Genomic DNA, 26,804 nt, shown 5'->3' on the forward strand with positions numbered 1-26,804 from the left:
TCTCCGGGGTCAGATCTTCAGGCGGGTGTTTTCGGGATCGACGAAGACCATCCCGGTGATTTTTGCGGCAATGGTGCGGTCCAGCATCGGAATGTAGACGGTCTCACCCATCCGATCATGGCCGCCCTCAACCAGCGCCAGCGCAATCGGCTGGCCAACCGCATCCGAGTGATAGGAGGAGGTGACGTGACCCACCATTTTCATCGGTATCGGCTGTTTCGCATCGAAGACGATCTGCGCGCCCTCTTCCAGCTTGGAGCGATCTTCCGTCAGAAGGCCGACGAGATGGCGGCGGCCCTTGGCGACGAGATCGGGACGGGCAAGGCCGCGCTTGCCGACGAAATCGGGCTTTGATTTGCCGACCGCCCATCCCATCGCGGCGTCATAGGGCGTCACCGTGCCGTCGGTGTCCTGGCCGACGATGATGTAACCCTTTTCAGCGCGCAGCACATGCATGGTCTCGGTGCCATAAGGCGTGATGCCATATTGCCGACCGGCCTCCCACAGGATTTCCCACAGCTTGCGGCCAAGCGGCGCCGGCACGTTGACCTCAAAGCCGATCTCGCCGGTGAAGCTGACGCGGAACAGCCGCGCCGGCATGCCGGCGACCGTGCATTCCACGCAGGACATATGCGGGAAAGCGTCTTCCGTCAGTTCGACACCTTCCACCAGCGGCGCAAGCAGCTTGGCCGCGTTCGGACCGTTCAGCGCAATGGTGGACCATTGTTCGGTGGTCGAGGTCAGCCAGACATTGAGATCGGGCCATTCGGTCTGGAGGTAGTCCTCCATCATGTTCAGCACCCGGGCGGCACCGCCCGTGGTGGTCGTGACGTGGAAACGGTCCTCGGTCATGCGGCCGATGACGCCGTCATCACGAATGAAGCCGTCATCGCCGAGCAGCAGGCCATAACGGCAGCGGCCGGCGGCAAGCTTCGTCCAGGGATTGGTATACATGCGGTTCATGAACTCGACCGCGTCAGGACCGACCACTTCGATCTTGCCGAGCGTCGAGGCGTCGAAAATGCCCACACTCTGGCGCACTGCCCGACATTCCCGGCCGACCGCCGCATCCATGTCTTCGCCCGGCTTCGGGAAATACCAGGCGCGACGCCATTGCCCGACCGGCTCATAGACCGCGCCATGCTCCTCAGCCCACCCGTCGATCTGCGTCTTGCGCGTCACTTCGAAATGCGCGCCGCGGTGATAACCGGCGAAGGCACCAAAGGTTGTCGGCGTGTATGGCGGACGGAAGGTGGTCAGCCCCACCTGCGGCTGGCGCTTGCCAAGCGCTTCCGCCGCGATGTTCAGGCCGTTGATATTGGACATCTTGCCCTGATCGGTGGCCATGCCATTGGTTGTGTAGCGCTTGACATGCTCGATGGAGCGCATGCCCTCGCGCACGGCGAGCCTCAGATCCTTGGCGGTCACGTCGTTCTGGTAATCAACGAAAGCCTTGGCCTTGCCAGCGTCACGGTCGCTCGGCAGTTCGGTGTGGGAAACGCCGCTGCCGGTACGATCATGATCCACCGCATGGCTGGAAACGTTAGTGGTCTTGCCAAGTGCTGCGACGACTTCACGACCCCGCTCCGCGCCATCCCTCAGCGCGGCCTCGATGCCCCAGAGCCCGCGACCGGCACCTGCAATCACACAATCCTCGTTGGTGAAGGCGGGCAGGAAGGTCGTGCGCTCATCGTCCCAGGCGATCTTGCCCTGCGTGTGAGAGAAGAGATGCAGCGACGGCGTCCAGCCGCCCGACATCAGCACCGCGTCGCAGGCAATCTCCTGCCCCGCACTGACCGACGCGCCACTAACCGCATTGACCCGGACGGACTTGACCCGCAACCGCCCCGATGTCGCCGTGACCGTATGCGACAGCTTGACGGGAATGCCGAGCGCACGCGCCTCGTTCACCAGCTCCTCGCGCACCTTGGCGCGGGTATCGACAATCGCCTGGACGCGCGCGCCGGCGCCGTGTAGATCGAAAGCCGCATACCAGGCACTGTCATGGCTCGTCACGACCACCGGCCGGTTGCCGACCTTGACGCCATAGCGGTTGAGATAGGTCTGGGCAGCACCCGCCAGCATCACGCCCGGCCGGTCGTTGCCGTGGAAAACCAGCGGCTTTTCCAGCGCGCCCTGCGCCAGCACCACCTGACGCGCCCGAACGCGCCACAGGCGCTCGCGCGGCGTATCCTTCGGCACGGTTTCCAGATGATCGCTCAGCTTTTCGCAAAGGCCGATCATGTTCTGGTGGTAATAGGCAATCGCCGTCGTGCGCGTCATGACCTTGACGCCCCGATCCTTCAGGGCCGTCAATTCATCCGCAAGCCAGGTCCACGCTGGCTTGCCGTCGATCTTCGCCTGGGGTTCGGACAAAAGCGTGCCGCCGGCTTCGGCATTTTCATCGACCAGCACCACCTTGAGACCATCGACCGCCGCCGCGCGCGCCGCTGCAAGACCGGCAGGACCGGCGCCGACGATCAGCACGTCGCAATGCAGGTTGCGCGAGGCGTAGGTATCAGGATCTTCTTCCGTCGGCGAAACGCCGAGACCGGCGGCCGCGCGGATGAAGGGCTCATAGACCTTGTTCCAGAAGCTCTTCGGCCACATGAAGGTCTTGTAGTAGAAGCCCGCCGAAAACAGCATATAGGCCATGTCATTGACCGCGCCGATATCGAATTTCAGGCTCGGATATTTGTTCTGCGAGGTGGTTTCAAGCCCGTTCCAGATTTCCTGCACGGTGGCGCGGGTATTCGGCTCGAAACGTCCGGCGCTGCGGCGAGTGCCGATCAGCGCATTGGGCTCCTCGGAACCCGCCGCCACCGGGCCGCGCGGGCGGTGGTATTTGAACGAGCGGCCCATCAGGTGCACGCCATTGGCCAGAAGTGCCGAGGCGACCGTATCGCCCTTCACGCCGCGATAGGTCTTGCCGTCGAAAGTAAAGCTGACCGAGCGGGCGGCATCCACACGGCCACGGCCGGAAACGCGATAGGAGTTCATTTCGACACCTCGGAACTTGCGGTCAAGCGGGTCAGGGAAGACCGTTCAGGACGCGGCTCACCCGCGCGATAGGTCGTCAAGAAACGGTCGCTCACCGTGTCACGCACGGCGTTGAAGAAGCGGCCGCAGCCGTGCATGTGCCGCCAGCGCTCGAAATGCGGACCCTTCACGTTTTCGCGGATGAACAGGAATTCTTCCCATTGTTCATCGCTTTGCGACGACGGGTCGGCCGGGCGGACGACATGGGCCTGGCCGGCATAGGTGAATTCGGCTTCGGGCAGCGTTTCGTTGCAATAAGGGCAGCGGATCAAAAGCATGGTTCAAATCCTCGGAGCATTTCCGGAAAATGCGTGGAAATTAGTGCGCCACGGCGGCAGCGGCGGCCTCGTCGATCAGGCGGCCGGAGCGGAAGCGTTCCAGCGTGAAAGGCGCGTTGATCGGGTGCGGTTCGTTTTTGGCGATGGTCCAGGCGAAGGTGTGGGCGGCGCCCGGTGTTGCTTTGAAGCCACCGGTGCCCCAGCCGCAATTGACGTAGAGCCCGTCGACCGGCGTCTTGCCGAGAATGGCCGAGCGATCCGGCGTCACATCGACAATGCCGCCCCATTTGCGCAGCATCCGCATGCGGTTGAAGATCGGGAAGATTTCGACGATGGCCGCGATCGTATGTTCGATCAGCGGCAGGCCGCCGCGCTGCGAATAGGAGGTATACTGGTCCGTGCCCGAGCCGATGACCAGCTCGCCCTTGTCGGACTGGCTGATATAGGCGTGGACGGCGTTCGACATGACCACGCAGGGGAAAATCGGCTTGATCGGCTCCGACACCAGCGCCTGCAATGGATAGCTTTCAAGCGGCAGACGCACGCCGGCCGTGTCCATGACGACCGAGGTGTGGCCGGCGGCCGAGACCGCAACCTTCTTCGCCTTGATGAAGCCCCTCGCCGTCTCAACGCCCGCGACGGAGCCATCGGCGTTACGGCGAATGGCGGTGACCGGGCAGTTCTGGATGATATCGACACCACGGGCGGCGGCGCCGCGCGCATAACCCCAGGCGACCGCATCGTGGCGGGCCGTGCCGGCCCGTTCCTGAAGCGCGCCGCCCATGACGGGGTAACGCGCATTCGGCGCAATGCTGAGCGGCGGGCAATAATCCTTGCACTCTTCCGGGCTGAGCCAGCGATTGTCGACGCCGTTCAAACGGTTGGAATGGATGTGGCGCTTGAAGCTCTGCACATCGTGCACATTATGCGCCAGCATCAACACGCCGCGCCTTGAATACATGACGTTGTAGTTCAATTCCTGGCTCAGGTTCTCCCACAGATCGACGGCGTGATCGTAAAGACGGGCGCTCTCGTCATAGAGATAGTTCGAGCGGATGATCGTGGTGTTGCGGCCGGTATTGCCGCCGCCGAGCCAACCCTTGTCGATGACGGCGACATTGGTGATGCCGTGCTGGCTGGCCAGATAATAGGCAGCGCCCAGACCATGGCCGCCGGCACCGACAATGACCACGTCATATTCGGCTTTCGGCTGACTGTCGGGCCATTGCTCGTCCCAGTTCTTGTGGCCGGTCAGAGCATTCCGCAAAAGATTGAAGGCATTAAAACGCGTCATGAGCGGGACCCGATGGTTGGAAAATCTCGTGTCGCAAAAGCTAGGAGCATTTGCCGCGCCCCGGCTGGACAATCGCGTCTGTTTGCATGAATATTTGCGTCATGACCTCACACCGCGCCAGAAAACGCCTCAGCGTCGCCTTCCTGCTTGCCGACCGCTTCACGCTGTCGGCCTTCGCGAATTTCGTCGATGTGCTGCGCCTTGCGGCCGATGAGGCGGACCGTTCACGGCCTATCCTGTGCGAATGGTCGGTGCTCTCGGCAAGTTTGAGCAGCGTGCAGTCGAGCTGCGGCGTGAAGGTGCAGCCGGACACGCGGCTGATGGACGCTGCGCATTACGACTATATCGTCGTTGTCGGCGGTTTGATCAGCGATCACAGCGCCCTGCCGCAGGAAGCGCTGCGCTTCCTGAAAGAGCGGGCAGCGGCCGGCGTTCCCATCGTCGGGCTCTGCACCGGCGTTTTCATCCTGCATGAGGCCGGCCTGCTCGATGGCTATCGCTGCTGCGTGAGCTGGTTCCACCGCCAGGACTTTCTCGACCGTTTCGATACCGTCCAGATGATTTCCGACCAGATCTTCGTCATCGACCGCGACCGGCTGACCTGTTCCGGCGGCCATGGAGCAGCGCATCTGGCGGCGTTCCTTGTCGAGCGCCATGTCGGCCAGTCCGCCGCCATCAAGAGCCTCAACATCATGATGATCGACAGTGCGCTGAGCGGCGAAAAACCTCAACCCGGCCAGCAGAGCGCGCGCAAGGCCAACGATCCCCTCATCAAAAAAGCGATCCTGCGGATGCAGCAGAATATCGAAGTTCCGAGAACCGTGCAGGAACTGGCGAATGATCTCGGCCTTGGCCGCCGCAGCCTCGAACGGCGTTTCCTCACCGACCTGGGCGCAACGCCTTCCAAGGTCTATCTCGAACTGCGGCTTGATCGCGCTTTGTCGCTCCTGCGCACGACGCGTGACAGCATCACCCAGATTGCGCTCGCCACCGGTTTTTGCGATGCGCCGCACCTTTCCCGCACGCTCAGAGCCGAGCGCGGTTTCACCCCCAGCGAATACCGCAAGACTCAGGTCGGCCACGTCGCGACCGACGAGGAATTCGCCGTCGGCGTGCTGCTTCCACAATCCTGAAAATCTTGCGTCGGTTCTAGGAACCCGCCCCCATGAAGGTCAGCCGGGTAAGAGCCGTATAGCTCGATTCCGAGGCCATCAGGGCTGCAAAGACGAGCACGAGAACCGGCGGTAACAGGATGGCGTAGATCAGGACCAGCCGTTCCCAGGCCATGTGCATGAAAATCGCCATGATCAACCCCGCCTTCAGGATCATGAACAGGATGATGAGAGACCATCTCGGATAGCTCTGGATACCGAGATAATCGATCATATAGGAGAAGGCGCTGAGAACGAAAAGCAGCCCCCAGACCACCATGTAAAGTCTTATCGGATGCTGCTGTCCCTGTTGTGACTGTTGCTGCGCCATGATGCCATCCTCACTCACCACAGATAAAAGAATGCGAAGATAAAGACCCACACCAGATCCACGAAGTGCCAATAAAGCCCCGTTATCTCGACGATCTCGTATTGCCCCTTACGGCTGGTGAAGAACCCCCGCCTTTCCTGATCGAAATCTCCCCGCCACACCTTGCGCGCGACGATGAGAAGAAACAGGACGCCGATGGAAACATGGGTGCCATGAAAGCCCGTGATCATGAAGAAAACCGAACCGAACTGCGCTGCACCCCACGGGTTGCCCCAGGGACGAACGCCCTCTGCGATCAGCTTGCTCCATTCGAATGCCTGCATTCCCACGAATGTCGCGCCAAGCGCTGCCGTCGCCACCATCAGCGCGGCGGTTTTGCGACGGTCGCGGCGATATGCGAAGTTGACGGCCATGGCCATCGTGCCGCTGCTGCTGATAAGAACAAAGGTCATGATGGCAATCAGGATCAGCGGAATGTGCCTGCCGGCAATCGTGAGCGCGAAAACCTCGCTGGGATTGGGCCAGGCCGCGGTGGCCGACATGCGCGCCGCCATATAGGCCAGCAGGAAACAGCCGAAAATGAAGATATCGCTCAGAATGAATATCCACATCATTGCCTTGCCCCAGGAGACGTTCTTGAACGCCCGCTGGTCCGATGACAGATCGGCGGCGACGCCGCGCAGTCCAGCCGGCCGCAGATGCGGATCACTTATCGGTCTTTCCTCCATGGATGCGGCCATGATCGACACTCCTCAGGTGACCAATTGACGGCAGAGATCGGCAAAACTATTCGCCCAGCCGGCGAAAAGCGCAAAAAGGATGAGCCAGACGACCAGCATGAAATGCCAGTAGATCGCGCACAGCTCCACACTCAGGCGCATTCTTGCCGACAAGGGCTCTCTCCGGGCACGGATTGCGGTGCGCCCAAGTACGAGGAGCCCGCCCAATATATGCAGGCCATGCAGACCGGTAATCATGTAGAAGAAGCTGTTCGATGGGTTATCCGCCAGAATATAGCCTGCGGAGATAAGTTGCCTCCACGCCAGGAATTGACCGGCCACAAAGAAAACAGCCGTCGCAATGGCTGTCACAAGAGCCGCATTCAGCCTGTCACGATGATCCGGACGGGTTTCGGTTTTCGCCCATTGCAGCGCCAGACTGCTGGCGGCGAGCGCCGCGGTGTTCACCCATAACAGTCCGGGGAGCGGAATACCCCACCAGTCGGCGCCGCCCATGCGGCCGAGATAGGCGCTGATGAGCAAGGTGAACAATGCACCGACCACCGCCAGAAATATCCCAAGTCCGAGTTTCGCAATTGTCACCGACGATCCCTGCATCTCCGGCGCATCGCCTGCCAGACCAACTTCCAGCCAGGGCTTCGAGGCCAGCCGCTGCCGCGCCATCCACCAGCCGATGATGCCGGCGATACCGGCCATGAAGACAAGGATGGCGCTCATGACAAGGCCCTCTCGGACGACCCCGCCGAAGCCGGCTGGTTTTGCGGCAGGAAGTCCTCAGCCGCGCCGGGCACGCTGTAATCATACGGCCAGCGATAAACGACCGGCAGTTCCTTGCCCCAGTTGCCATGAACCGGCGGCGTCTGCGGCGTCTGCCATTCCAGTGTCGTGGCCCGCCACGGATTGCCGACGGCCTTCTTGCCCCACCGCAGGCTCCACTCGAGATTGAACACGAACAGCAATTGCGCCGCACCGACAATGAGCGCGGCCACGGTGATGAATATGTTCAACGTGTGCGCCGAATCTGGAATGAAGGCGGTTTCGCCCAGCTCGTAATAGCGGCGCGGCACGCCCATCAGCCCGAGATAATGCATCGGGAAGAAGATGGCATAGGCACCAAGGAAGGTGATCCAGAAATGGACGTGCCCCATCGCCTCGTTCAGCATCCGGCCCGTGACTTTCGGATACCAGTGGTGAATCGCACCGAAGATCACCATGATCGGCGCGACCCCCATCACCATATGGAAATGGGCGACCACGAACATCGTATCCGAAAGCGGCACATCGACGACGACATTGCCAAGGAATAGGCCGGTCAATCCGCCATTGATGAAGGTGACGATGAAGGCGAGCGCAAATAGCATCGGCAGGGTGAGATGAATATCGCCGCGCCAGAGCGTCAGCACCCAATTATAGACCTTGATCGCCGTCGGCACCGCGATGATCAGCGTCGTGGTTGCAAAAAAGAACCCGAAATTCGGGTTCATGCCGCTGACATACATGTGATGCGCCCAGACGACAAAGCTCAGCGCCGCGATGATGACGATCGCCCAGACCATCATCCGGTAGCCGAAGATATTCTTGCGCGCATGGGTGCTGATCAGATCCGAGACGATGCCGAAGGCGGGAAGTGCGACGATATAGACTTCCGGATGGCCGAAGAACCAGAACAGGTGTTGGAACAGGATGGGACTGCCGCCCTCCTGCTTCAATTGTTCGCCCATCTCCACGATGGCCGGCATGAAGAAGCTCGTGCCGAGCAGCCGGTCGAACAGCATCATGACGGCGGCGACGAAGAGCGCCGGGAAAGCGAGCAGCGCCATGGCGGTCGCCGTGAATATGCCCCATATCGTCAGTGGCATGCGCATCAGCGTCATGCCGCGCGTGCGTCCCTGCAACACGGTGACGACGTAATTCAGCCCGCCCAAAGTAAAGCCGATGATGAACAGGATCAACGATGACAGCATCAGGATGATGCCCCAGTCGCGCCCGCCCGGCGTTCCAGAAAGAAGCGCCTGCGGCGGATAGAGCGTCCAGCCGGCGCCCGTCGGCCCGCCGGGTGCGAAGAAACCGGCCACCAGCACAAGGACGGCGGAGAGGTAGAGCCAGTAGCTCAGCATATTGGCATAAGGAAACACCATGTCGCGCGCGCCGAGCATCAGCGGGATCAGATAGTTGCCGAAACCGCCAAGAAACAGCGCGGTGAGCAGGTAAATCACCATGATCATGCCATGCATGGTGATGAACTGATAATAATGTTCCGCGTCGATGAAGGAGAAATAGCCGGGAAAACCGAGCTGCAGGCGCATCAGCCAGGAAAGCACCAGCGCCAGCATGCCGATTGCGATGGCTGTCAGGAAATATTGAATGGCGATGATCTTGGCGTCCTGGCTGAAAACATATTTCGTCCACCAGCTTTTCGGGTGATAAAGCTCGACGTCCTCGACTTCAGCGGGCTGAATGACCTGCCCGGCGCCGGATCCAATCTCGACCATGTTCCATCCTCCCTGTTCCCCCGATGCGGTCTTCCCCTCTCAATATGCACGACGCTCATCTGGCTGCCGACGTTTCCGCCGAGGCCAGCAATTTCGAGAAAGTCGGCTGCTGCTCCAGCCAGGCTTGATAATCGGTGTCGGTATCAACGACGACGGTGCCGCGCATCTGCGGATGGCCCACACCGCAAAGTTCCGCGCAGAGAACCTCGAATGTCCCCGTCCGGGTCGGCGTGAACCAGTAATAGGTGACCGAACCGGGGATCATGTCCATCTTTGCCCGGAACTCCGGCACGTAAAAATCATGCACGACATCGACCGCGCGCAGCAGCATTTTCACAGGCCTGCCGGCGGGCAGATGCAACTCGCCGCCTTCAACGATGACATCGTCCATTCCGGCGGGATCGTTCCTGTTCAGGCCGAGCGGATTGTTGGGTCCAATAGCGCGCGTATCCGCCCGCCCGAGCCGTCCGTCCGCTCCCGGCAGCCGGAAACTCCATTGCCATTGCTGACCGACGACCTCCACCTCGCTCGCACCGTCAGGGACGGTTACGAACTGGTTCCATACGAAGAGGCCCGGCAAAAGCATCGCCGCCACCCCAACCCCGGTCCCGCCCGCCAGCCACCATTCCAGGCGCTTGTTTTCAGGCTCATATGCCGCCCGGTTTCCGCCGCGGTGCCTGAAGCGGAACACGCAATAGGCGACGAACAGCACGATGGCGGAGAAAACGAAGCCGGTGATCCAGAAAGTGATGATGATCGTATTGTCGATATAGCTCCAGTTCGACGCTATCGGCGTCCACCACCACGGGCTCAGCAGGTGGAACACGATCGATCCCACTACCAGCAGAACGAGAACCACAACGACAGCCATCGTCTCCTCCCGTGACCCGGCCACGACTGCTTCCAAAACCCATCGCAAAATATATTAGCATTATCTCATAAATGAGTCGGGCGAGCAATTATGGTAGCGTCTCCTTCCTGTGCGCCTGCATCAATCGGGAAGGCAATCGCGAAAAGCAGACGGATCGGAAGAAAACGATACCACATGGCGTCCCCGCACTCTGCGTAGCCATTCCAACCGCCGCGGCTCCCCTCAGCGGGGCCGCAACGGCAGGAAGGATGATCTACGGATAGATTTCCTCTATGAATTCAAGGCGTACGGCTCGGATAATCGGACACGATCAGTTTCCGATAGAGGTGCCAGGTCGAGTGGCCGAGGATGGGCATGACGACCGCGAGGCCGATAAATACCGGGATCGTGCCGACAACGAGCAAGGCCGCGACGATCAATCCCCAAAGCGCCACGGGAACCGGGTTGGCAAGCGTGGCGCGGATGCTCGCATCCACCGCCGCGACTGCGCCGACATCCCGGTCGAGCAGCAGCGGGAACGCCACCACCGTTGTCGCCAGCACGACGACCGCGAAAACGAAACCCGCGAGATTGCCCCAGATGATGAGGGAGAGACCTTGCGAGGTCGTCAATACGTCCGACAGAAAGGTAGAGAGCGAAACCGGACCGGTCGCATCGAAAGTCGCAGTGTAGATGCTCTGCGCAACAATCAGCCAGACGACGAAAAGCACCAACAGCATGACGGCGACCGCGATGATAGACGGCAGGGCCGGAGAGTGACGAACCTCCAGTGCATGCCGCCAGGAGCTATCCAGCCCCTTTTCGCGCCGCCGACTGATTTCATAAAGCCCGATGGCCGCGATCGGACCAATCAGTGCAAAACCCGACATCAGCGGATAAATAACCGGCAGCAAATTGGCGCCGGAACTCCACATCACCAGAAAAACACCGGCGATCGGATACATAAGACAGAGAAAAACATAGTGGGACGGCTTTTCTTTAAAGTCCTCAAGTCCCAGCTTCAACGCATCCACGATATCCGGGATGCCAATCTTGCGGACTTCCGGGCGGGCAAATTCACCACTCGCACCGGACATGACATGGAATGCCGTCATAGCACTTCTCCTCCTGCGCCATGATCCGGCTGGCGGTACAGGAACGCTCGGTGACTTCTATCGAGGCGTAAAACCGCAACCGGCTGTTTTGTAATTTATCAAATTCTGGCGCCTTTGTCGCCTGTTGTTTAAATTGGAGACATCAGATGCCCGCCGTCGGCACAACTGGACTACCCTTGAGCCAGGTTGAGGCAAATGACGGTCCTGTCATCACTGAACTCCGCCGTTGTCGAACCTTTGACGGACGGATACTCGCCCAGCTTGTGAAAATCCGCCGCCTCGACACGCGCGAATTCCGCTTCCCAGGCCGCAACATCCGTCCCAGCCGGCAAGGACAAATAGCCGTCGGAGAATATTTCAACGCTCGAGAGCCCGTCTTTGGCAATGCGGAGGTCAACCGTCCCCTCCTGCATGACCGTTCCGCCATTCACCGAGGCGTAACCCAGCACATGCCCATGCCGGTTTGCGAATTGCGGCTGGACACGGATGCCGCCCATCAGGAATTCCTCGACCGTTTCAACGTCGTTCTCAAGACCGCTCATCCCGGCTGCGGCAGTGACGGCATTTTCCGCATCCCGCGCCGTCATGATACCGTTTGCGACCGCCGAACGCAGGCCGGAGAAGATCGTCGCACGCGTTCTTGCTTCGGCCGCATCACCGTCACCGATGACGGCAAGAAGCTGTTTGAATACGAATATACGCGCCGAAGTACTTACCGTATCGATCAGCTTCGTGTGCTGAAACAGACGGGTGCCGTTGATCCTGACGCCGGAATCGCCGGCAAGCAGCAGGCGGAAGCTGTCGCCCATATCCGCCACGATCGCCAGGGTGGTCGATGGCGGATGGCCGGCATTGATGCGCTGCGCCTCCTTTTTCAGGATATCGCTGATATTCTGAAAAAGCGCGGGCGCGGCGAGCGTTTCCAGCCTGCCGTCAAGGCTCATCTCAGCCACGGCATTGGCGGCGGCGAGAGCCGCAATGCGGCCGGAAGTCAGCCCGCCGTAATTTGCTCCGGTCGGGTCGGTCGCGCCGTCGAAAACGGCCAGAACCCGTCCGGGAATGAGAAGCGCCACATCGTCCCCCGGCTTTGCGGCGTTCTTGTATTTCGATTGCGAAAAGCTCGCGATATTCATCTTTCCGGTGTCCTTGCAGAGGGAGGCTGGCGGCGACACATGGGTCGCCGCTGCTGCAGTTTTGAATGATGTTTGATGGCTTCAGACGAAAGAGGCTTCCTTGTCTTCCGAAAGCCGGAAGACGACGAAGACGCAAAGTCCGGTGCTGACGAGAAGCAAGGTGGAAAGAGCCGCGGCCGTGCCGAACTCGCCGTCAATCACCTGAATATAGATCAGCACGGGCATCGTAATCGTCCGCGCCGTGTAGAGGATCAGCGTCGAGGACAATTCGTTTATGGCGGTGATGAAGCTCATCAAGGAACCGATGATGAGACCTGGCAACATCAGCGGCACCGTCACCGATATGAACGTCTTTGCCGGAGAAGCGCCGAGATTGACCGCAGCCTCCTCGATGGAAGGTTTGATCTGCCGCAGGATCGAGGTCGTGGAGCGGACGCCGTAAGGCAGGCGGCGGATAAACACCAACAGGATGATGATGAGCGCCGTGCCAGTGATGTCAAAAGGCGGATAACGGAACGTCGTGACGTAGCCGATTGCCATGACGACGCCGGGTATCAGATAGGGTACCATCAGCAGAAGATCGAGCGAGCCCGATACTGCATTGTCCCGCCTGACCACGATGAATGAGAGCAGGCCGGAAACGATGGCGATCAACACCACGGCTGCAATCGCAAAGGTGAAGCTGTTGGCAATCGCCTGCGGTGAATCGCGAAGAATGCGGGCATAGCTGTCCAACCCGAAACCGCCTGTGAAGACAGGGCCGTTCGTCGCAAGGAACGATGTGTAGATGACCGTAAGGGACGGTAGCATGGCGACAAAGACGACCAGATAGCAGAAGCCATGCACGATGAACGATTTCAACGGGCGCATGGGCTGTTTAACCGGCCGGTTCGTCAAAGAACTGGCGTAACGGCGTTTGGAGAGAATGTGCCGCTGCAACAGAAGTGCGGCCATGGAAATAGCGATCATCACCATGGAAATCGTGACTGCCATGGTCGGCGTGCCCGCCATTTCGGAGGTATATTGCGCATAGGCGATGGTCGAGAGCGTCCTGATGCCCTTGCCGAGGATTGCCGGCGTTCCGAAATCTGCGATGGACAAGACGAAGCAGATGATCGCGCCGGTGCTGACTGCCGGAAAGACCAGCGGCAAGGTGATCTTGCGGAACCGTTGGAACGCCGTGCAGCCGAGGTTTTCCGCCGCATCCTCATAAGATTTGTTGATGGTGTTCAGCGCATTTTCCGTCATCAGGAAAATATAGGGAAAGAACTTCAGGCTGAAGACCATCACGATGCCGGGTATCCCGTAAATGGTCGGCAAGGAAATACCGGCGAAAGACAGGAGATTGGTGACTGCGCCGTTGGCGCCGAACAGCATGATCCAGGCATAGGCGCCGATGAAGGGCGGTGCACATAGAACCAGCACCGCGAAGGTGGCAATGAATGTACGGCCCTTAATGCGGTAACGCGAGGTGCAGAAGGCAAGCGGAATACCGAGCAGGCAGGCCCCCAACATGCCAAGCACACCGATGACCAACGTATTCCACAATGCCACGGTATAAAAACGCCGCGTCAGCACCTGCACATAGTTGCCGAAACCGAATGCACCCGTCTTGGCGTCGAAGAAACTGATGAAGAATACGCTGAAGATCGGCAGGATCAGGAAGACAGCCAAAAGGATAACGGCAAGCACCGTCACGCTTGTCCAGAAACCCGGCAGCCGCAAACGAAAACCTCCGGGCATTGAAGTCGCGGTCATATCCGTCATGACAGGCGCTCCCCGGTAACGCCTTCACCGAAGAGCTTGGTATCACCGGCAGACCAGGAGAAAACCGTTTTCTGGCCGGGCTGAAGGGCGATGATGTCAGGCGACGGCTTGGTGATCGCCTCGATTTCCTCTCCCGACGACAGCACCGCGGCGACATTCATCTCGCGGCCGGTGAAGCTGACCTGCCTTATGGTGACAGGCAGTTCGATGCGGCCTTCACCATCTGTCGCAGGCGAACCGACGGTAATGGCTTCGGGACGGATGGCGGCAACGACCGTTCGTTGCGGCGCAATGGCGTCGACCTGCGGCAACCCTACGCCGTGCCCGGAAATGGAGGTCCGCCCACCCGCACGATCCAGCGTCAGGAAATTGTTTGCCCCCACAAAGGAGGCGACGAAACGATTGGCGGGGTTGTTGTAAACCTCCCAGGGCGCTGCGGCCTGCTGGATGACGCCGCCATACATCACACAGACGAGATCGGACATGGCAAGCGCCTCCTCCTGATCATGGGTCACATAAACCGTGGTAATGTTCATGGCTTGCTGGATTTCGCGCAGCTCGCGCCGCAGATCCACACGCAGTTTCGCATCGAGGTTGGATAGCGGCTCGTCCATCAGCAGCACTTTGGGATTGATGACGAGCGCACGCGCAAGGCCGACACGCTGTTGCTGACCGCCGGATAATTCATGCGGCATGCGCTTGGCGTAGGGAGCGAGCTGCACGATGTCGAGAATCTTGCCGACCCGTTCGCGAATCTCGGGGGAAGACGCCTTGCGCTGCTTCAAACCGAAGGCGATGTTGTCGAAGACGGAAATATGCGGGAAGACCGCATAATCCTGAAAAACCATGCCGACATCGCGCTTGTGTGCGGGCACATGTTCGATCGCCTGTCTTTCGATGCTGATACTGCCGCTATCCTGCTGGTGAAACCCCGCAATCGTGCGCAGGAGGGTTGTCTTGCCGCATCCGCTCGGACCGAGAAGCGTAAAGAACGATCCCGAGGGGATGGAGATATTGATGTCGGAGAGAGCGACGACATCCCGGTAACTTTTCTTGATGCTGGTAATTTCCACGGCGGCCATGTGCTGCTCCATGACAGATCCTGCGCGGCCCGTGACCACGCTGGACAAACGAAAAGCGAATTGTGAATGAAATAAAAGGGGACGGTCGCCGCTGCGCCGTCCCCGGCAATTAACTTACTGAACGTCGAGCAATGTCTCGTTCCACTTTTCCATCAGACGCGCGCGGTTGTCTGCAGCCCATTTGAAATCGTATTTCGCATCGGGAACATCGGCCAGCGGAACAAGCGCCGGATTGGCGGGAACATCGGTTCGAACCGAGCGACGACCCGCCTTCACCACGATTTCCTGCGCTTCCTTGGAGACGATGAAATCGATGAAAGCCTTGCCATTGTCAGCATTCGGCGCTCCCTTGACGAGCGCCATGCCGTCAGGCGCGATTGCCGTACCCTCTTTCGGATAAACGATCTCGACCGGCGCGTTGCCGAGCTTGTAGCGCAGCGCGGCATCTTCCAGCGTAATGCCAACGGCCTGTTCGCCATCGTTGACGAAACGCGGCACCGCGCCTGAAGAGGTGGAAAGAACAGAGTTGGTGAGGATGCCGGTATAAATTTCCCAGCCTTTTTCCTCACTGTCGAAATCCTGCAATACCGTTGCCATCTGAATATAAGCCGAGCCGGACTGATCGGCGCGGGCCGAAGAAATCAGGCCCTTATATTCCGGCTTTGCCAGATCGGCCCAGGACGTCGGAACGGGAGCGCCTTTCAGGGCCTCCTTATTAACGATAAAGGCCGTGACGACAGCCGTGAAAGGCACCCAATTCGTGCTCGGTGAGAAGGCCGGGTTGATCGATGCAGCCTCAACCGGCTTGTATGGCTCGAAAAGGTCGGCGGAGAAATCGATAACCGTCCCGTCGACGCTCCAGATCACGTCGCCCGCCGGCTTGCCGCTCTCCGCCTTGATGCGGTTCATCAGCTCGCCCGATCCGGCTTTGACAAGCTCGACCTTGGTGCCGGTTTTCTTTTCGAACATGGGCAGCAATTCGTCCATGAGCTGCTGCGGGGCAGCGGAATAGACCACGACGCTGCCTTCGGCATGAGCGAAAGCCGCGCTGGCAAGGAAAGTCGCGCCGGCAAAAAGGCGCGCGAAAATAGTGCATGATTGACGCATGAGGGGGCTCCGTTTTTTTGTTCCCTGACAGACCGGCCCTGCGACATGATTTTTTTTGGTTTTGCCTGTCGCTACCCGTTGTCTGTTATTTATTTTCTTTACGTAAATTAATTAGTCAAGCCGAAATTTATTTCGATTATGACAATAAAATATCCTATTGAAAAACCACATTATTTCCTGTTTTTGACTTACAGCCGCCCAATTTCAATGCCAGTTTTTGCGGTGAAACGCGGTATACAATCGCGTAATTTTCGCTAATCATCAGGCATAATTTCTCGCGGGAGACTTGTTTGATCGATCTCGGCTACAATGAGCGGCGTCTGCTCGAGATTCTGCGCGGCAAGGGAGGCATGTCGCGCATCGAACTGGCGCGCGAAATGGATGTTTCCGCACCGACCCTTACCCGCCTGACGGCCAATCTGCTGGAATCCGGCCTCATCATCGAAGCGGAGGAAGCCCGCAATGACGGCAAACGGGGGAAACCGTCCACAGCCATCGAAATCAACCCGAACGGGCTTTTCACGCTGGGGGTCTACTTCAATCCTGACGATCTGCGTGTCTGCGTGGCCGATCTCAATGGCACGATAAGACAGGAAATCAGATCGGAACTGGAGGGGCACAGTTTCGAGCACATTATGGAGATGGCCGAGGCGGCCGCCCGGCAAGTGCTTGAAAAAGCGAAGATAAGAAAAAAAGATGTGCTAGGCTGCGGCATCAGCTTTCCCGGCCATTTCAAGCGGGATCGCGGCCATGTCTTCCGCATCAAGCAGTTCGAAAGCTGGCGCGATATCGACGTCGACAAGGACTTTCAGCCCTATTTCGATTTCCCGGTCTTTCACGAAAATGACGGCAATACCGTCATTCTTTCCGAACTCTATTATGGTGCAGGCCGCAATATCCGAAACTTCGCGATGATCTGGCTGACATATGGCATCGGTGGTGCGCTGGTGGTGCAGCGCCATCTCTATCGCGGCACCAATGGCAATGCCGGCGAATTCGGCGGACTGTTTCCAAAATCCCATCCCCGCCCCTCGGGACAGGACTTGTGCGACACTCTGGCTGCTCAGGGCGTCGCCATTCGACGTCTAAAGGATATTGACGAGAGTTATGCCGACCATCCCGCCGTGGCGTCCTGGCTTGAACGGGCAACGGATCAGCTTCGCCTGCTTTCTTTGACTGTCGCCCGCACGATGGATCCGGCAGCCATCATTTTCGGTGGATCGCTGCCGGACTGGATTGTCGAACATATCGTGCGGCGTATCGGCTCTCTGGATATACTCGGCGAGGATTTTTTCGTCGAGCCGCCGGAGATACGCAAATCGATCATGAGCGACTTGCCTCACCTGGGCGCCGCCAGCATACCGATCTACCGCGCCATCACGCCCAGCTATTATTCCGGGCGGGCGCTGAAGGGCTGGGCATGACGCCTCATGGCCGTTACGTGCCCTTCAGTGTATTGTCCAGAAGAGCCTCCACCGTCCAGAAACACCGCTGAATATAGAAGTCACCGCGCGATTCCGCTCCCTTTGTGTTAAATGAAATCGCCGCGTTGGCGTCGAAGATGGCGAGCAGGGCGCACGACCCGGCAAATTCTTTGGCGCTTTCGCAAACCACCCTTCCCACACATCACCGCGTCCAGCATGTCATTGCTTTTAGCCTCGATGGCGAATAGCGGGTTGAGATGACTTCCGGCAAAGGGTATCAGGTGCCACTCTCAGGCGGACCTACCGCAAACAACAAGGCGCATCCTGACATGATACCGGACTTCCTCGTCACCCATTCCGGTGGCTTCCATGCCGACGAACTGCTGTCGAGCGTTGTGCTGACGCGGCTTTTCCCGCAGGCACGCCTGATCCGCAGCAGGGCGCCCGAATGGATCGCGCCCGGCGCAGATCGCATCGTCTACGACGTCGGCGGCGCTTATGACGCAGCAAAGGGAGCCTTTGATCACCACCAGCGCGGCGCGCCGTTGCGCAAGGACGGTCAGCCCTATAGTTCGTTCGGACTGATCTGGAAGCATTTCGGCCGCGATTATCTTGCCGCCTTTGGCGTTCCGGAAGACCATATCGAAACCATTCACGCCTCTTTCGACGCCAGCTTCGTGCTGCCGGTCGATCTGGTCGACAACGGTGCGCTCAGCCCCTCCACAGCCGGGCCGCTCGCGGGACTGACCCTGCCCGTCCTGCTCGAAACTCTGAAGCCTGTTTTCGACGAGACAGATCCCGAAGCGGACAATCGCAGTTTCCACGCGGCGTTGGCCATCGCCCGCAGCTTCGTGGAGGCAAAGATTGCCAACAGCGCCGCGAAATTGCGGGCCGAGACGCTGGTAAACCGGGCTATCGCGGATGCCGGCGAGGGACATATTCTGGAACTGCCGGTGGGCATGCCGTTCCGGCCCGCCATCGTGAAGGCGGGGGCGGACCATTTGCTTTTCGTCGTTCATCCGCGTCACAACGACTGGTGCCTTACCGGCATTCGTCGCGCGGATGAAGGTTTTGAGCTGCGGGCGGATTTGCCGGCCGCCTGGGCAGGCCTGACGGATAAGGATCTGGAAGCGGTTTGCGGCGTCGAAGGCGCAAGCTTCTGCCACAACGGCCGGTTTGTCGCAGCGGCGAGAACCCGCGATGCTGCACTGGCCATGGCGGCGTTGGCGGTAAAGGAGGCGACCGCAACCAAATAGTGGCATGGTCGCCAATCAAGCGGCAAATCTGCATTGCCAAAGCCGTGCTTGTCGTCGAATGTCGGTGGCGCCGCCTGGGCGGTTTTGAGATCGCCGATCGCGATACTGACCGTACGCGTCGCAAAAACGCCTCCTGGAACAAGCAGCGGGAGGCGAAACATATGCCTGGATGTGGGTTTTGATCTTGCCCATACCCAGTTCTTGGTACGTCCTGAGAAGTTCGCCGGCGCGCGCCCTTGAGCATCGGGCCGCCGTGGTTATCCTGCCCGAATTATGGCGGTCACACACGTATTGAGGAATACGCGACCGCTTTCGGGGAGGATGTCATGAAATTTCTGTTGGCCGCTTCGCGTGCCATTGATGCCGCCAATGCAGCCATTGGCAAAGGTGTTTCCTGGCTGCTTCTCGCGGCCATTTTTATCAGCGCCGTCAATGCAGCCATGCGCAAGGCGTTTTCGATGAGCTCCAACGCCTGGCTTGAATCGCAGTGGTATTTGTTTTCCGCCGTGTTTCTGATCGCCGCCGCCTATACGCTTCTCAACAACGAGCATGTGAAGGTGGATCTGGTCTATGGAAGTCTTCCGCGCAAGGGGCAGCTGTGGGTCGATATTCTCGGGACCATCTTCTTTCTCATGCCTTTCTGCCTCATCACGGTCTATCTTTCCTGGCCGGTGTTTCTGCAGAAACTTGCGTCCGGTGAGGTTTCGAACAACACGGGCGGCCTCATTCAATGGCCCGTCTGGGCGCTGATACCGATTGGCTTCAGCCTGCTGGCCATTCAGGGCGTTTCGGAACTCATCAAGCGTGTCGCGATCCTGCGCGGCGATATCCCCGATCCGGTTGCAGCGGCTGACGCCGCCGCCGCACTGCTCTGATCGAAGGAAACAACAACAATGGCATTCATTGCGGAAAATCTCGCGCCCATCATGTTTGCGGCGCTCATCATCGTGCTTTTGCTCGGCTACCCCGTCGCCTTCGCCCTGGCCTTCGTCGGCTTTTTCTTCGGCTTTGTCGGGATAGAGCTCGGCCTGCTGCCAGTGACGCTGTTCCAGGCCATCCCCGATCGCATATTCGGCCAGATGTCGAATGAAACGCTGCTGGCCATCCCGTTCTTCACCTTCATGGGGCTCATTCTTGAAAAGAGCGGCATGGCGGAGGACTTGCTGGACACGATCGGCCAGCTGTTTGGACCGGTCCGCGGCGGCATCGCCTTCGCCGTCATCTTCGTCGGGGCAATTCTGGCCGCCACCACCGGCGTCGTCGCCGCCTCGGTTATTTCGATGGGCCTCATCTCGCTTCCCATCATGTTGCGCTATGGATATGACCGCAAGGTCGCTGCCGGCACGATTGCGGCTTCCGGCACACTGGCGCAGGTCATCCCGCCCAGCCTCGTACTGATCGTGCTGGCTGACCAGCTCGGCCGTTCAGTGGGCGACATGTACAAGGGCGCGCTCGTTCCGGGTCTCATGCTCGTGGCCGCCTATACGGTCTATATCATCGTGACCTCGATCATCAGTCCGACGAAAGTCCCGGCCCTGCCGCCGGAGGCGCGGACCCTGCGCGGCACCAAGCTCTTGCTCAAGGTCATAACCTCGCTGGTACCGCCGCTCGTATTGATATTCCTCGTGCTTGGCACGATCTTCCTCGGCATCGCCACACCCACGGAAGGCGGCGCCATGGGTGCTGTCGGCGCGCTCGCCCTTGCGCTTGCCAACCGCAAGCTCAATTTCGGGCTGATCCAGCAGTCTCTGTACGCCACGGCAAAGCTGTCGTCCTTCGTCCTGCTCATCCTGCTCGGCGCGCGTGTCTTTTCCCTGACCTTCTATGGCGTGAACGGCCATGTCTGGGTCGAGCATCTGATGACGTCGGTTCCGGGCGGCGAGATCGGCTTTCTGATCGTCGCCAACCTGCTGGTCTTTTTCCTGGCCTTCTTCCTCGACTATTTCGAATTGGCCTTCATCATCATCCCGCTGCTGGCGCCGGTCGCCGATGCGCTTGGCATCGATCTGATCTGGTTCGGCGTGATGCTGGCCGTCAACATGCAGACGTCGTTCATGCACCCGCCCTTCGGTTTTTCGCTGTTCTTCCTGCGGTCCGTTGCACCCACGCGCGCCTACAAGGACCGGATCACCGGACAGACCATCCAGCCGGTCACCTCGTCCCAGATCTATCTGGGCGCCATTCCCTATCTGTTCATCCAGCTGACCATGGTCATCATCATCATCGCCTTCCCCGGCATCGTGATGCACTACAAGTCAGGCGTGAAACAGGCCGATCCTTCCGCCGTCCATATCAATGTACCGATGCCGGGCGCAGGTACGGACGCCGATCCTTTCGCCAATCCTTTCCTGGCGCCGGGCAACAACGCACCGAGCTTTGGAAAGCCGGGCGCGCCCTGACAATCGGCCGGGCGCGAAAGCGCCCCCCGTAACAAACATCGCTGACATTCAATAGGAGGAGGTAATCTATGAAGGTCAACCCAGGTCGCAGACAACTCTTGTCGGGCGGCGTACTTGCAGGAGCGGCTGCGGCTGCTTCGGCACTTGCGACACCCGCCATAGCCCAGTCATTGCCAACTATTCGCTGGCGTCTCACGTCCGGCTTCCCGAACAATCTGGACACGATCTATGGCGGCGCCGTGGTCATGGCCAATGCATTGAAGGCCATTACGGGCGGCAAGTTCGAAATCCAGGTCTTTCAGGCTGGTGAAATCGTTCCAGGAGCCCAGGCCATCGACGCCGTAAAAGCCAATACCGTCGAGATTTCCCATACCTGCGGCTACTATTTCACGGGGAAAGATCCGACATTCGCCATCGGTTCGACCATCCCCTTCGGCCTGAACGCCCGCCAGCAGAACGCATGGCTCTACCATGGCGGCGGCAACGAGGCTTACAACGAATTTCTTTCCGACTACGGCGTCATCGGCATTCCCGGTGGAGCGACGGGTGCCCAGATGGGCGGCTGGTATCGCAAGGAGATCAAGAGCCTCGAGGATATCAAGGGCCTGAAGATGCGTATTGCCGGCGTCGCCGGACAGGTGCTCGCCAAGCTTGGCGCGGTGCCGCAGCAGCTTCCGGGCGGCGACATCTATCCGGCGCTGGAACGGGGCACCATTGATGCCGCGGAGTGGGTCGGTCCCTATGACGACGAAAAGCTCGGCTTCTACCAGATCGCGCCATACTACTATTATCCCGCGTTCTGGGAGGGTGGACTGACGATCCACTTCTTCATCAACAAGGACCAGTATGCAGCACTGCCTGATGAATACAAGGCAGCGCTCGACACCGCCTGCAAGGCCGCCAACATCAACATGCAGGCGCTGTACGACGTCAAGAACAAGGATGCGATCCGCTCGCTGGTTTCCAAGGGCACGCAGCTTCGCCCGCTGCCCCGCGATGTGCTCGACGCCGCCTATAAGGCGACCTTCGAGCTTTATGACGAGTACACCCAGAAGCATCCCGCATGGGCCAAGATCTATCCGGGCTGGAAGAAATTCCGCGACGAGAGCTTCGAATGGTTCCGCGTCGCCGAATATACCTATGACAGCTACGGCTATGCCATGCAGACGGCCGGCAAATAAGCAGGCATAGACTTTACGAGGCCCCTGGATGGCGACATTCCGGGGCCTCTGGCCTTTGGCGGCTATTCTTTGATAAGCCCGTTATCGATCGCATAACGGATGAGACCGGCAGTCGTCGCTATATCCAGTTTCCTCTTGATGTTCTTGCGATGGGTTTCCATCGTGCGCTCGGCAATGTCGAGCGCCAGCGCAGCGTCACGATTGCTCTTTCCGCGCGCGATCAGCAGCAGAACTTCCTGTTCGCGTGTCGTCAGCGCCTTCAGCCTGCCGGACGCCCCCTCCATTAGCACATCGCGAACGCCAGAGGAAAAATAGGTGCCGCCGGCAGCCACGGTTTCGATTGCAGCGACTATTTCTTCGGTCGCCACGTCCTTCAGAATGTAACCGGCTGCACCATACATCACCGATGTCGATATATATTCCCGGCTGTCATGCATCGACAGCATCAGCACCCGGGCGGAAAGCTGCTTTTCCTTGAACAGTTCCAGGGCATCGATGCCATTGATCTGCGGCATATTAATATCCATCAGCACCACATCGGGCCGCGTGGCGACAGCCGCATCGATACCGGCCATGGCGGATACCGCGGTTCCAACGACTTCGAGATGCTCGTAAGTCTCAAGGACGGCCCTCAACCCGTCCAGAACCAGAGGATGGTTGTCGATCAACAACACACGGATCGGATGAACGGTCACTCGGCGGCCTCCTGTAAGCCGTCGTTGCGATCCTTCATGGCAGTGATGGGCAGCACCGCGCGCAGAACGGTTCCCCTGGCGGAGCTTTCGACATCCAGCCTGCCGCCGAAATGCGTCATGCGTTCCTGCATGTTTCTCAAACCGAGCCCCTTGCTTGCCGGCATCCCGTTCTCCTTCCGAACGGCCGGAAATCCACGACCATTGTCGCTGACATCCATCTGGACCCGTTCATCGCGGCTGGAAAACCGGATGGCGACCTGCGTCGCGCCGGCATGGCGCTCGATATTGGTCAACGCTTCCTGTGCGACACGGTAAAGCGCAACCCGCGCCTCCGGGACAAGCATATGCTTGAAGGCCACGGATTCAAGCGTCGCCGCAATTCCCGTGCGTTCGGAAAAACTCGAGATCAGGGATTCCAGAGCTGCCGTCAGCCCCAGATCGTCGAGGACACGCGGGCGAAGATCGTGCGAGATGCGGCGGACTTCCTTGATCGCTTCGTTCAACGCAATGGCGCCTTTGCCGATCGCCTCGACAGCCCCGACATTATCCGGTGTGACCTTGCGCCGCGCGAGATCGATCGCGAAACGCACGCCGACGAGATTTTGGGAAATGCCGTCATGCAGTTCCCGGGCAATGCGAAGGCGCTCCTCCTCCTGCGTATCGATGATCCTTTGCATCAAGTCCTTGAGCCGGCCATCCGCCAGCCGCTGCTGGCGCAGATTGAGCAGCATGCAGGTGGCGAACACCAGCAATACGGCGGGAACCGCAAACAGGGCGACGATCAGGAAGTTCCAGGTGATTGAATGCCGCAACTCCTCCTTCGCCGCCGCCGTTGTCGCAAAAACGTCGTCGAGGTAAACGCCGGTACCGATCATCCAGCGCCATTTGTCGAGGCCGGCCGCAAAGGAAAGCTTGTCGGCCATTTTTTTGGTGGAGGGTTTTTCCCACTTGTACTGGACGAGCCCTCCCCCCTTTTTCGCCTCGACGATCAGATCGTAGATCACCCGGTTGCCATCGGGATCGTGGAGATCCAGCCAGTTGTTCCCCGGACGGAAATTCTGTCGTGGATGGACCACGTTCAGCCCGTCATAGTCATAGACGAAGAAATAGCCGTCAGTGCCATAGTCGAGACCGGTCAGGATGCGCTTGACCTCTTCCTTCGCGGCCTCGTCATCCGGTCCTGCCCTGTCATAGACCGAGCGGATCGCCGAAAGGGCGAGATTGGTGAGGTTGAGGAGTTCAGCCTCCTTTGCAGCGAGCATGTTTCGTTCGAACGCATCGATGCTCGTGCGCGCCAGCGTCATAGACTGCCACGTGATCAGTGCGGTAATGACGATAATCGCAAGAACAAGTGGCCCGATGGCCAATGCGAGAATCTGGCTCCTGAGTTTCATGCCCCCTCCCGACACATCCATCTTGTGCTCTTTACTTCACAAAACTTAATGCCGCAAATGAGAGACATTGGAAAGCGACCCGCGCGACGCGACCATGAGTGACCTATTCAGGCCTGTTCCTGAAGAGCGGCTTTCAATCAAGTCCGGGGAGCGCCCGGCAATCGGCGCTCCCGTTTTCGTCAGGCCTGATCCAGGGCAAGGGTCAGGTCGGCAACAAGATCGTCGGGATGTTCGATGCCGATTGACAGCCGGATCGTGGAATCCAGCACACCGATGCGCTGGCGGATATCGGCAGGAACTCCCGAATGCGTCATCGTTGCGGGGTGAGATGCGAGAGACTCCGTGCCGCCGAGGCTGACCGCGAGTTTGAATATGTTGAGCGCATTGAGGAATTTGAAAGAGGCGGCCTGCCCGCCGGCGATGTCGAACGAGAAGGTCGATCCCGCGCCGGAGCATTGAGCGGCAAACACCTTGCCAGCGGCAGATGCCCGATCGCTGAACGGAAGATAATGGATTTTCTCGACCTTGGGATGCGCATTCAGGAATTCCGCCACGACCCTGGCGTTGCTGTCCGCCCGCTCCATCCGGATTTGCAGCGTCTCAAGGGAACGTCCGAGCATCCAGCACGAGTGCGGATCGAGTTGCGTGCCGATTGCTCCACGCAACGCCTTCACCTGCTTCATGACATTCTTCCGACCGAGCGCCGCCCCGGCAATGAGATCGGAATGCCCGCCAACATACTTCGTCAACGAATAGAGCGAGATGTCCGCGCCATGCTCGATGGGCCGCTGGAACACCGGGCCGAGGAGCGTATTGTCGCAAGCGATGATCGGCCTGTGCCCCTGCCTCTCGCTGATCGCGTCGGCGACCCGGCTCATCATCGCGACATCGACAACGCTGTTTGTCGGATTGGCCGGCGTCTCGATGAGGATGACGGAGACCCTGCCTTTCGCCATCGCCTCTTCTGCGGCAGCCATCACCGAAGTCTCGCTGACGCCATCGGCAAAACCCACTGCCGAGACGCCGAAATTATGGAAGGTCTTGGCCAGCAGCGTCTCCGTGCCGCCATAAAGCGGTTGGGAGTGGAGCACAGTATCACCGGGCCGGACGAAGGCGAAAAGCGTCGTCGAAATGGCGGACATGCCGGACGAAAAGAGCGCGCAGCTCTCCGTTCGCTCATAAACGGCAAGACGATCCTCGACAATCTCGCTGTTTGGATGGTTGAAGCGCGAATAGACGAGGCCCGCGCCCCTGCCTTCGGGCGGCTCCTTGCGGCCGGAGACGTAGTCGAAGAAGTCACGCCCGTCTTCCGCCGACTTGAAAACGAAGGTCGATGTCAGGAACACGGGAGGCTTTACGGCGCCCTCCGACAATTCCGGATCATAACCGTAATTGAGCATCTGGGTTTCAGGATGGAGGGCGTGGTTGCCGATGTGGGTTTTGGACGGATGCGGCGCGGTCATTTCCGATGATCCCTCAGCTGGTGTTGAACTACCTGCAGGTTACACGCAGTGAAACCAAAATACCTTGCATTCTGAAGCGTCGAGTTGTCTCATAAAGCAATATATTGCGGAGAATGGTCATTTATGTCGCAAAAAATTGCAGACCCGATCGACAGGCGGATACTCAGGGAATTGTCTGCCGATGCGCGGATCACGAACAACGAACTTGCCGAGCGGGTTGGACTGTCAGCATCGGCGTGCCTGCGGCGGCTTCGACGCCTGGAAGAGATAGGCGCCATCAAAGGGTACTCCGCGATCATTGATCCGGCAATCGAGGGATGGACCATGACCGCCCTTGCGTCCGTCCGCCTCAGCCGCCAGCACGATGACGAAATCCGGATGTTCGAGGCGGCCGTTCTTGACTGGGACGAGGTTCTCGAATGTCATCTGGTCACGGGTCCGAGGGACTACATGCTCAAGGTCATGTGCGGTGGGCTGGAGGACTACGAGCGTTTCATCAAGGACAAGATTGCAAAGCTGAAATGCGTCGAGACCATCGAGACCAGCTTCGTCATGAACACGATCAAGGCGCGGCGCATCTGAACGTCATGGCCACGGCGGCAATCCGCTTTCT

At 59.3% G+C, this 26,804-nt stretch carries 23 protein-coding genes; 7 read left to right on the forward strand and 16 right to left on the reverse strand.

Going from position 1 to position 26,804, the window contains the following annotated elements; translation table 11 throughout:
* Positions 1 to 9: 9 nt before the first annotated feature.
* Genes PL599_RS19210 through PL599_RS19220 form a run of 3 tightly spaced genes read right to left on the reverse strand, consistent with a single transcriptional unit; the run spans position 10 to position 4,611 of the window.
* Positions 10 to 3,000 carry a sarcosine oxidase subunit alpha gene (locus PL599_RS19210; RefSeq protein ID WP_271359671.1) on the reverse strand — a complete coding sequence of 997 codons (2,991 nt, stop codon included), beginning with the start codon at positions 2,998 to 3,000 and terminating at the stop codon, positions 10 to 12.
* Positions 2,997 to 3,317 (reverse strand): sarcosine oxidase subunit delta, encoded by a 321-nt coding sequence (locus PL599_RS19215; protein ID WP_269825476.1) that lies wholly within the window; start codon positions 3,315 to 3,317, stop codon positions 2,997 to 2,999. The genes PL599_RS19210 and PL599_RS19215 overlap by 4 nt, the downstream gene beginning before the upstream one ends.
* Positions 3,318 to 3,357: 40 nt before the next feature.
* Positions 3,358 to 4,611 carry a sarcosine oxidase subunit beta family protein gene (locus PL599_RS19220; RefSeq protein WP_077983148.1) on the reverse strand — a complete coding sequence of 418 codons (1,254 nt, stop codon included), beginning with the start codon at positions 4,609 to 4,611 and terminating at the stop codon, positions 3,358 to 3,360.
* 86 nt (positions 4,612 to 4,697) lie between these two features.
* Between PL599_RS19220 and PL599_RS19225 the strand changes: the two genes are divergently transcribed.
* On the forward strand, positions 4,698 to 5,744 hold the full coding sequence (locus PL599_RS19225; protein WP_271359674.1) for a GlxA family transcriptional regulator: 1,047 nt from the start codon (positions 4,698 to 4,700) through the stop codon (positions 5,742 to 5,744).
* Between the two features lie 16 nt (positions 5,745 to 5,760).
* Here the strand turns inward: PL599_RS19225 and PL599_RS19230 are convergent, their stop codons facing one another.
* The 10 genes from PL599_RS19230 to PL599_RS19275 all read right to left on the reverse strand — a co-directional run bounded on the left by PL599_RS19230 (position 5,761) and on the right by PL599_RS19275 (position 16,379).
* Positions 5,761 to 6,093: a cytochrome C oxidase subunit IV family protein gene (locus PL599_RS19230; protein WP_077983198.1), complete on the reverse strand. Its 333-nt coding sequence runs from the start codon at positions 6,091 to 6,093 to the stop codon at positions 5,761 to 5,763.
* 14 nt (positions 6,094 to 6,107) lie between these two features.
* Positions 6,108 to 6,833: a heme-copper oxidase subunit III family protein gene (locus PL599_RS19235; RefSeq protein ID WP_269825278.1), complete on the reverse strand. Its 726-nt coding sequence runs from the start codon at positions 6,831 to 6,833 to the stop codon at positions 6,108 to 6,110.
* Between the two features lie 12 nt (positions 6,834 to 6,845).
* Positions 6,846 to 7,550: a cytochrome c oxidase subunit 3 gene (locus PL599_RS19240; RefSeq protein WP_269825279.1), complete on the reverse strand. Its 705-nt coding sequence runs from the start codon at positions 7,548 to 7,550 to the stop codon at positions 6,846 to 6,848.
* Positions 7,547 to 9,325, reverse strand: a complete 1,779-nt coding sequence (locus PL599_RS19245) for a cytochrome c oxidase subunit I (protein ID WP_149148344.1) — start codon at positions 9,323 to 9,325, stop codon at positions 7,547 to 7,549. The genes PL599_RS19240 and PL599_RS19245 overlap by 4 nt, the downstream gene beginning before the upstream one ends.
* Before the next feature lie 55 nt (positions 9,326 to 9,380).
* On the reverse strand, positions 9,381 to 10,196 hold the full coding sequence (locus PL599_RS19250; RefSeq protein ID WP_269825280.1) for a cytochrome c oxidase subunit II: 816 nt from the start codon (positions 10,194 to 10,196) through the stop codon (positions 9,381 to 9,383).
* Between the two features lie 278 nt (positions 10,197 to 10,474).
* A complete protein-coding gene (locus PL599_RS19255; protein ID WP_077983152.1) occupies positions 10,475 to 11,290 on the reverse strand; it encodes a DUF2189 domain-containing protein in 816 nt (271 codons plus the stop codon).
* Positions 11,291 to 11,460: 170 nt separating this feature from the next.
* Complete coding sequence (locus PL599_RS19260) at positions 11,461 to 12,423, reverse strand: hypothetical protein (protein ID WP_077983199.1); 963 nt, start codon at positions 12,421 to 12,423, stop codon at positions 11,461 to 11,463.
* A gap of 81 nt (positions 12,424 to 12,504) precedes the next feature.
* Positions 12,505 to 14,190 (reverse strand): ABC transporter permease, encoded by a 1,686-nt coding sequence (locus PL599_RS19265; protein WP_080794072.1) that lies wholly within the window; start codon positions 14,188 to 14,190, stop codon positions 12,505 to 12,507.
* Positions 14,187 to 15,284, reverse strand: coding sequence for an ABC transporter ATP-binding protein (locus PL599_RS19270; RefSeq protein WP_269825281.1), 1,098 nt, complete (start codon positions 15,282 to 15,284; stop codon positions 14,187 to 14,189). The genes PL599_RS19265 and PL599_RS19270 overlap by 4 nt, the downstream gene beginning before the upstream one ends.
* Before the next feature lie 102 nt (positions 15,285 to 15,386).
* Positions 15,387 to 16,379 carry an ABC transporter substrate-binding protein gene (locus PL599_RS19275; RefSeq protein WP_077983154.1) on the reverse strand — a complete coding sequence of 331 codons (993 nt, stop codon included), beginning with the start codon at positions 16,377 to 16,379 and terminating at the stop codon, positions 15,387 to 15,389.
* A 290-nt stretch (positions 16,380 to 16,669) separates the two neighbouring features.
* On the opposite strand from PL599_RS19275, the gene PL599_RS19280 reads away from it, so the two are divergent.
* The 5 genes from PL599_RS19280 to PL599_RS19300 all read left to right on the forward strand — a co-directional run bounded on the left by PL599_RS19280 (position 16,670) and on the right by PL599_RS19300 (position 22,639).
* Positions 16,670 to 17,803, forward strand: a complete 1,134-nt coding sequence (locus tag PL599_RS19280) for an ROK family transcriptional regulator (protein WP_269825282.1) — start codon at positions 16,670 to 16,672, stop codon at positions 17,801 to 17,803.
* Positions 17,804 to 18,132: 329 nt separating this feature from the next.
* Positions 18,133 to 19,059 carry an MYG1 family protein gene (locus PL599_RS19285; protein WP_077983201.1) on the forward strand — a complete coding sequence of 309 codons (927 nt, stop codon included), beginning with the start codon at positions 18,133 to 18,135 and terminating at the stop codon, positions 19,057 to 19,059.
* A gap of 326 nt (positions 19,060 to 19,385) precedes the next feature.
* Positions 19,386 to 19,934, forward strand: coding sequence for a TRAP transporter small permease subunit (locus PL599_RS19290; protein WP_077983156.1), 549 nt, complete (start codon positions 19,386 to 19,388; stop codon positions 19,932 to 19,934).
* An 18-nt stretch (positions 19,935 to 19,952) separates the two neighbouring features.
* Positions 19,953 to 21,458 carry a TRAP transporter large permease gene (locus PL599_RS19295; RefSeq protein ID WP_269825283.1) on the forward strand — a complete coding sequence of 502 codons (1,506 nt, stop codon included), beginning with the start codon at positions 19,953 to 19,955 and terminating at the stop codon, positions 21,456 to 21,458.
* Between the two features lie 68 nt (positions 21,459 to 21,526).
* The gene (locus tag PL599_RS19300) at positions 21,527 to 22,639 is read left to right on the forward strand and encodes a TRAP transporter substrate-binding protein (RefSeq protein WP_077983157.1); all 1,113 of its coding nucleotides are present in this window, start codon (positions 21,527 to 21,529) and stop codon (positions 22,637 to 22,639) included.
* A gap of 62 nt (positions 22,640 to 22,701) precedes the next feature.
* Here the strand turns inward: PL599_RS19300 and PL599_RS19305 are convergent, their stop codons facing one another.
* From PL599_RS19305 to PL599_RS19315, 3 genes are all read right to left on the reverse strand, one after another.
* Positions 22,702 to 23,334, reverse strand: a complete 633-nt coding sequence (locus PL599_RS19305; RefSeq protein ID WP_077983158.1) for a response regulator — start codon at positions 23,332 to 23,334, stop codon at positions 22,702 to 22,704.
* On the reverse strand, positions 23,331 to 24,728 hold the full coding sequence (locus PL599_RS19310) for a cache domain-containing protein (protein WP_077983203.1): 1,398 nt from the start codon (positions 24,726 to 24,728) through the stop codon (positions 23,331 to 23,333). Before PL599_RS19310 ends, PL599_RS19305 begins: the two co-directional genes overlap by 4 nt.
* 179 nt (positions 24,729 to 24,907) lie before the next feature.
* Positions 24,908 to 26,191, reverse strand: a complete 1,284-nt coding sequence (locus PL599_RS19315; protein ID WP_269825284.1) for a cystathionine gamma-synthase family protein — start codon at positions 26,189 to 26,191, stop codon at positions 24,908 to 24,910.
* A gap of 123 nt (positions 26,192 to 26,314) precedes the next feature.
* On the opposite strand from PL599_RS19315, the gene PL599_RS19320 reads away from it, so the two are divergent.
* The gene (locus PL599_RS19320) at positions 26,315 to 26,773 is read left to right on the forward strand and encodes an Lrp/AsnC family transcriptional regulator (protein ID WP_080794082.1); all 459 of its coding nucleotides are present in this window, start codon (positions 26,315 to 26,317) and stop codon (positions 26,771 to 26,773) included.
* Positions 26,774 to 26,804 lie beyond the last annotated feature (31 nt).

The sequence above is a fragment of the Agrobacterium sp. ST15.16.055 genome (genome assembly GCF_027956555.1).
In the GTDB taxonomy this organism is placed as follows: domain Bacteria; phylum Pseudomonadota; class Alphaproteobacteria; order Rhizobiales; family Rhizobiaceae; genus Agrobacterium; species Agrobacterium salinitolerans.

Excerpts from the sequence above, each read along its gene's own strand:
- PL599_RS19210 (WP_271359671.1), bottom strand. The coding sequence starts at position 3,000 with ATGAACTCCTATCGCGTTTCCGGCCGTGGCCGTGTGGATGCCGCCCGC.
- PL599_RS19215 (WP_269825476.1), bottom strand. The coding sequence starts at position 3,317 with ATGCTTTTGATCCGCTGCCCTTATTGCAACGAAACGCTGCCCGAAGCC.
- PL599_RS19220 (WP_077983148.1), bottom strand. The coding sequence starts at position 4,611 with ATGACGCGTTTTAATGCCTTCAATCTTTTGCGGAATGCTCTGACCGGC.
- PL599_RS19225 (WP_271359674.1), top strand. The coding sequence starts at position 4,698 with ATGAATATTTGCGTCATGACCTCACACCGCGCCAGAAAACGCCTCAGC.
- PL599_RS19230 (WP_077983198.1), bottom strand. The coding sequence starts at position 6,093 with ATGGCGCAGCAACAGTCACAACAGGGACAGCAGCATCCGATAAGACTT.
- PL599_RS19235 (WP_269825278.1), bottom strand. The coding sequence starts at position 6,833 with ATGGCCGCATCCATGGAGGAAAGACCGATAAGTGATCCGCATCTGCGG.
- PL599_RS19240 (WP_269825279.1), bottom strand. The coding sequence starts at position 7,550 with ATGAGCGCCATCCTTGTCTTCATGGCCGGTATCGCCGGCATCATCGGC.
- PL599_RS19245 (WP_149148344.1), bottom strand. The coding sequence starts at position 9,325 with ATGGTCGAGATTGGATCCGGCGCCGGGCAGGTCATTCAGCCCGCTGAA.
- PL599_RS19250 (WP_269825280.1), bottom strand. The coding sequence starts at position 10,196 with ATGGCTGTCGTTGTGGTTCTCGTTCTGCTGGTAGTGGGATCGATCGTG.
- PL599_RS19255 (WP_077983152.1), bottom strand. The coding sequence starts at position 11,290 with ATGACGGCATTCCATGTCATGTCCGGTGCGAGTGGTGAATTTGCCCGC.
- PL599_RS19260 (WP_077983199.1), bottom strand. The coding sequence starts at position 12,423 with ATGAATATCGCGAGCTTTTCGCAATCGAAATACAAGAACGCCGCAAAG.
- PL599_RS19265 (WP_080794072.1), bottom strand. The coding sequence starts at position 14,190 with ATGACGGATATGACCGCGACTTCAATGCCCGGAGGTTTTCGTTTGCGG.
- PL599_RS19270 (WP_269825281.1), bottom strand. The coding sequence starts at position 15,284 with ATGGAGCAGCACATGGCCGCCGTGGAAATTACCAGCATCAAGAAAAGT.
- PL599_RS19275 (WP_077983154.1), bottom strand. The coding sequence starts at position 16,379 with ATGCGTCAATCATGCACTATTTTCGCGCGCCTTTTTGCCGGCGCGACT.
- PL599_RS19285 (WP_077983201.1), top strand. The coding sequence starts at position 18,133 with ATGATACCGGACTTCCTCGTCACCCATTCCGGTGGCTTCCATGCCGAC.
- PL599_RS19290 (WP_077983156.1), top strand. The coding sequence starts at position 19,386 with ATGAAATTTCTGTTGGCCGCTTCGCGTGCCATTGATGCCGCCAATGCA.
- PL599_RS19295 (WP_269825283.1), top strand. The coding sequence starts at position 19,953 with ATGGCATTCATTGCGGAAAATCTCGCGCCCATCATGTTTGCGGCGCTC.
- PL599_RS19300 (WP_077983157.1), top strand. The coding sequence starts at position 21,527 with ATGAAGGTCAACCCAGGTCGCAGACAACTCTTGTCGGGCGGCGTACTT.
- PL599_RS19310 (WP_077983203.1), bottom strand. The coding sequence starts at position 24,728 with ATGAAACTCAGGAGCCAGATTCTCGCATTGGCCATCGGGCCACTTGTT.
- PL599_RS19315 (WP_269825284.1), bottom strand. The coding sequence starts at position 26,191 with ATGACCGCGCCGCATCCGTCCAAAACCCACATCGGCAACCACGCCCTC.
- PL599_RS19320 (WP_080794082.1), top strand. The coding sequence starts at position 26,315 with ATGTCGCAAAAAATTGCAGACCCGATCGACAGGCGGATACTCAGGGAA.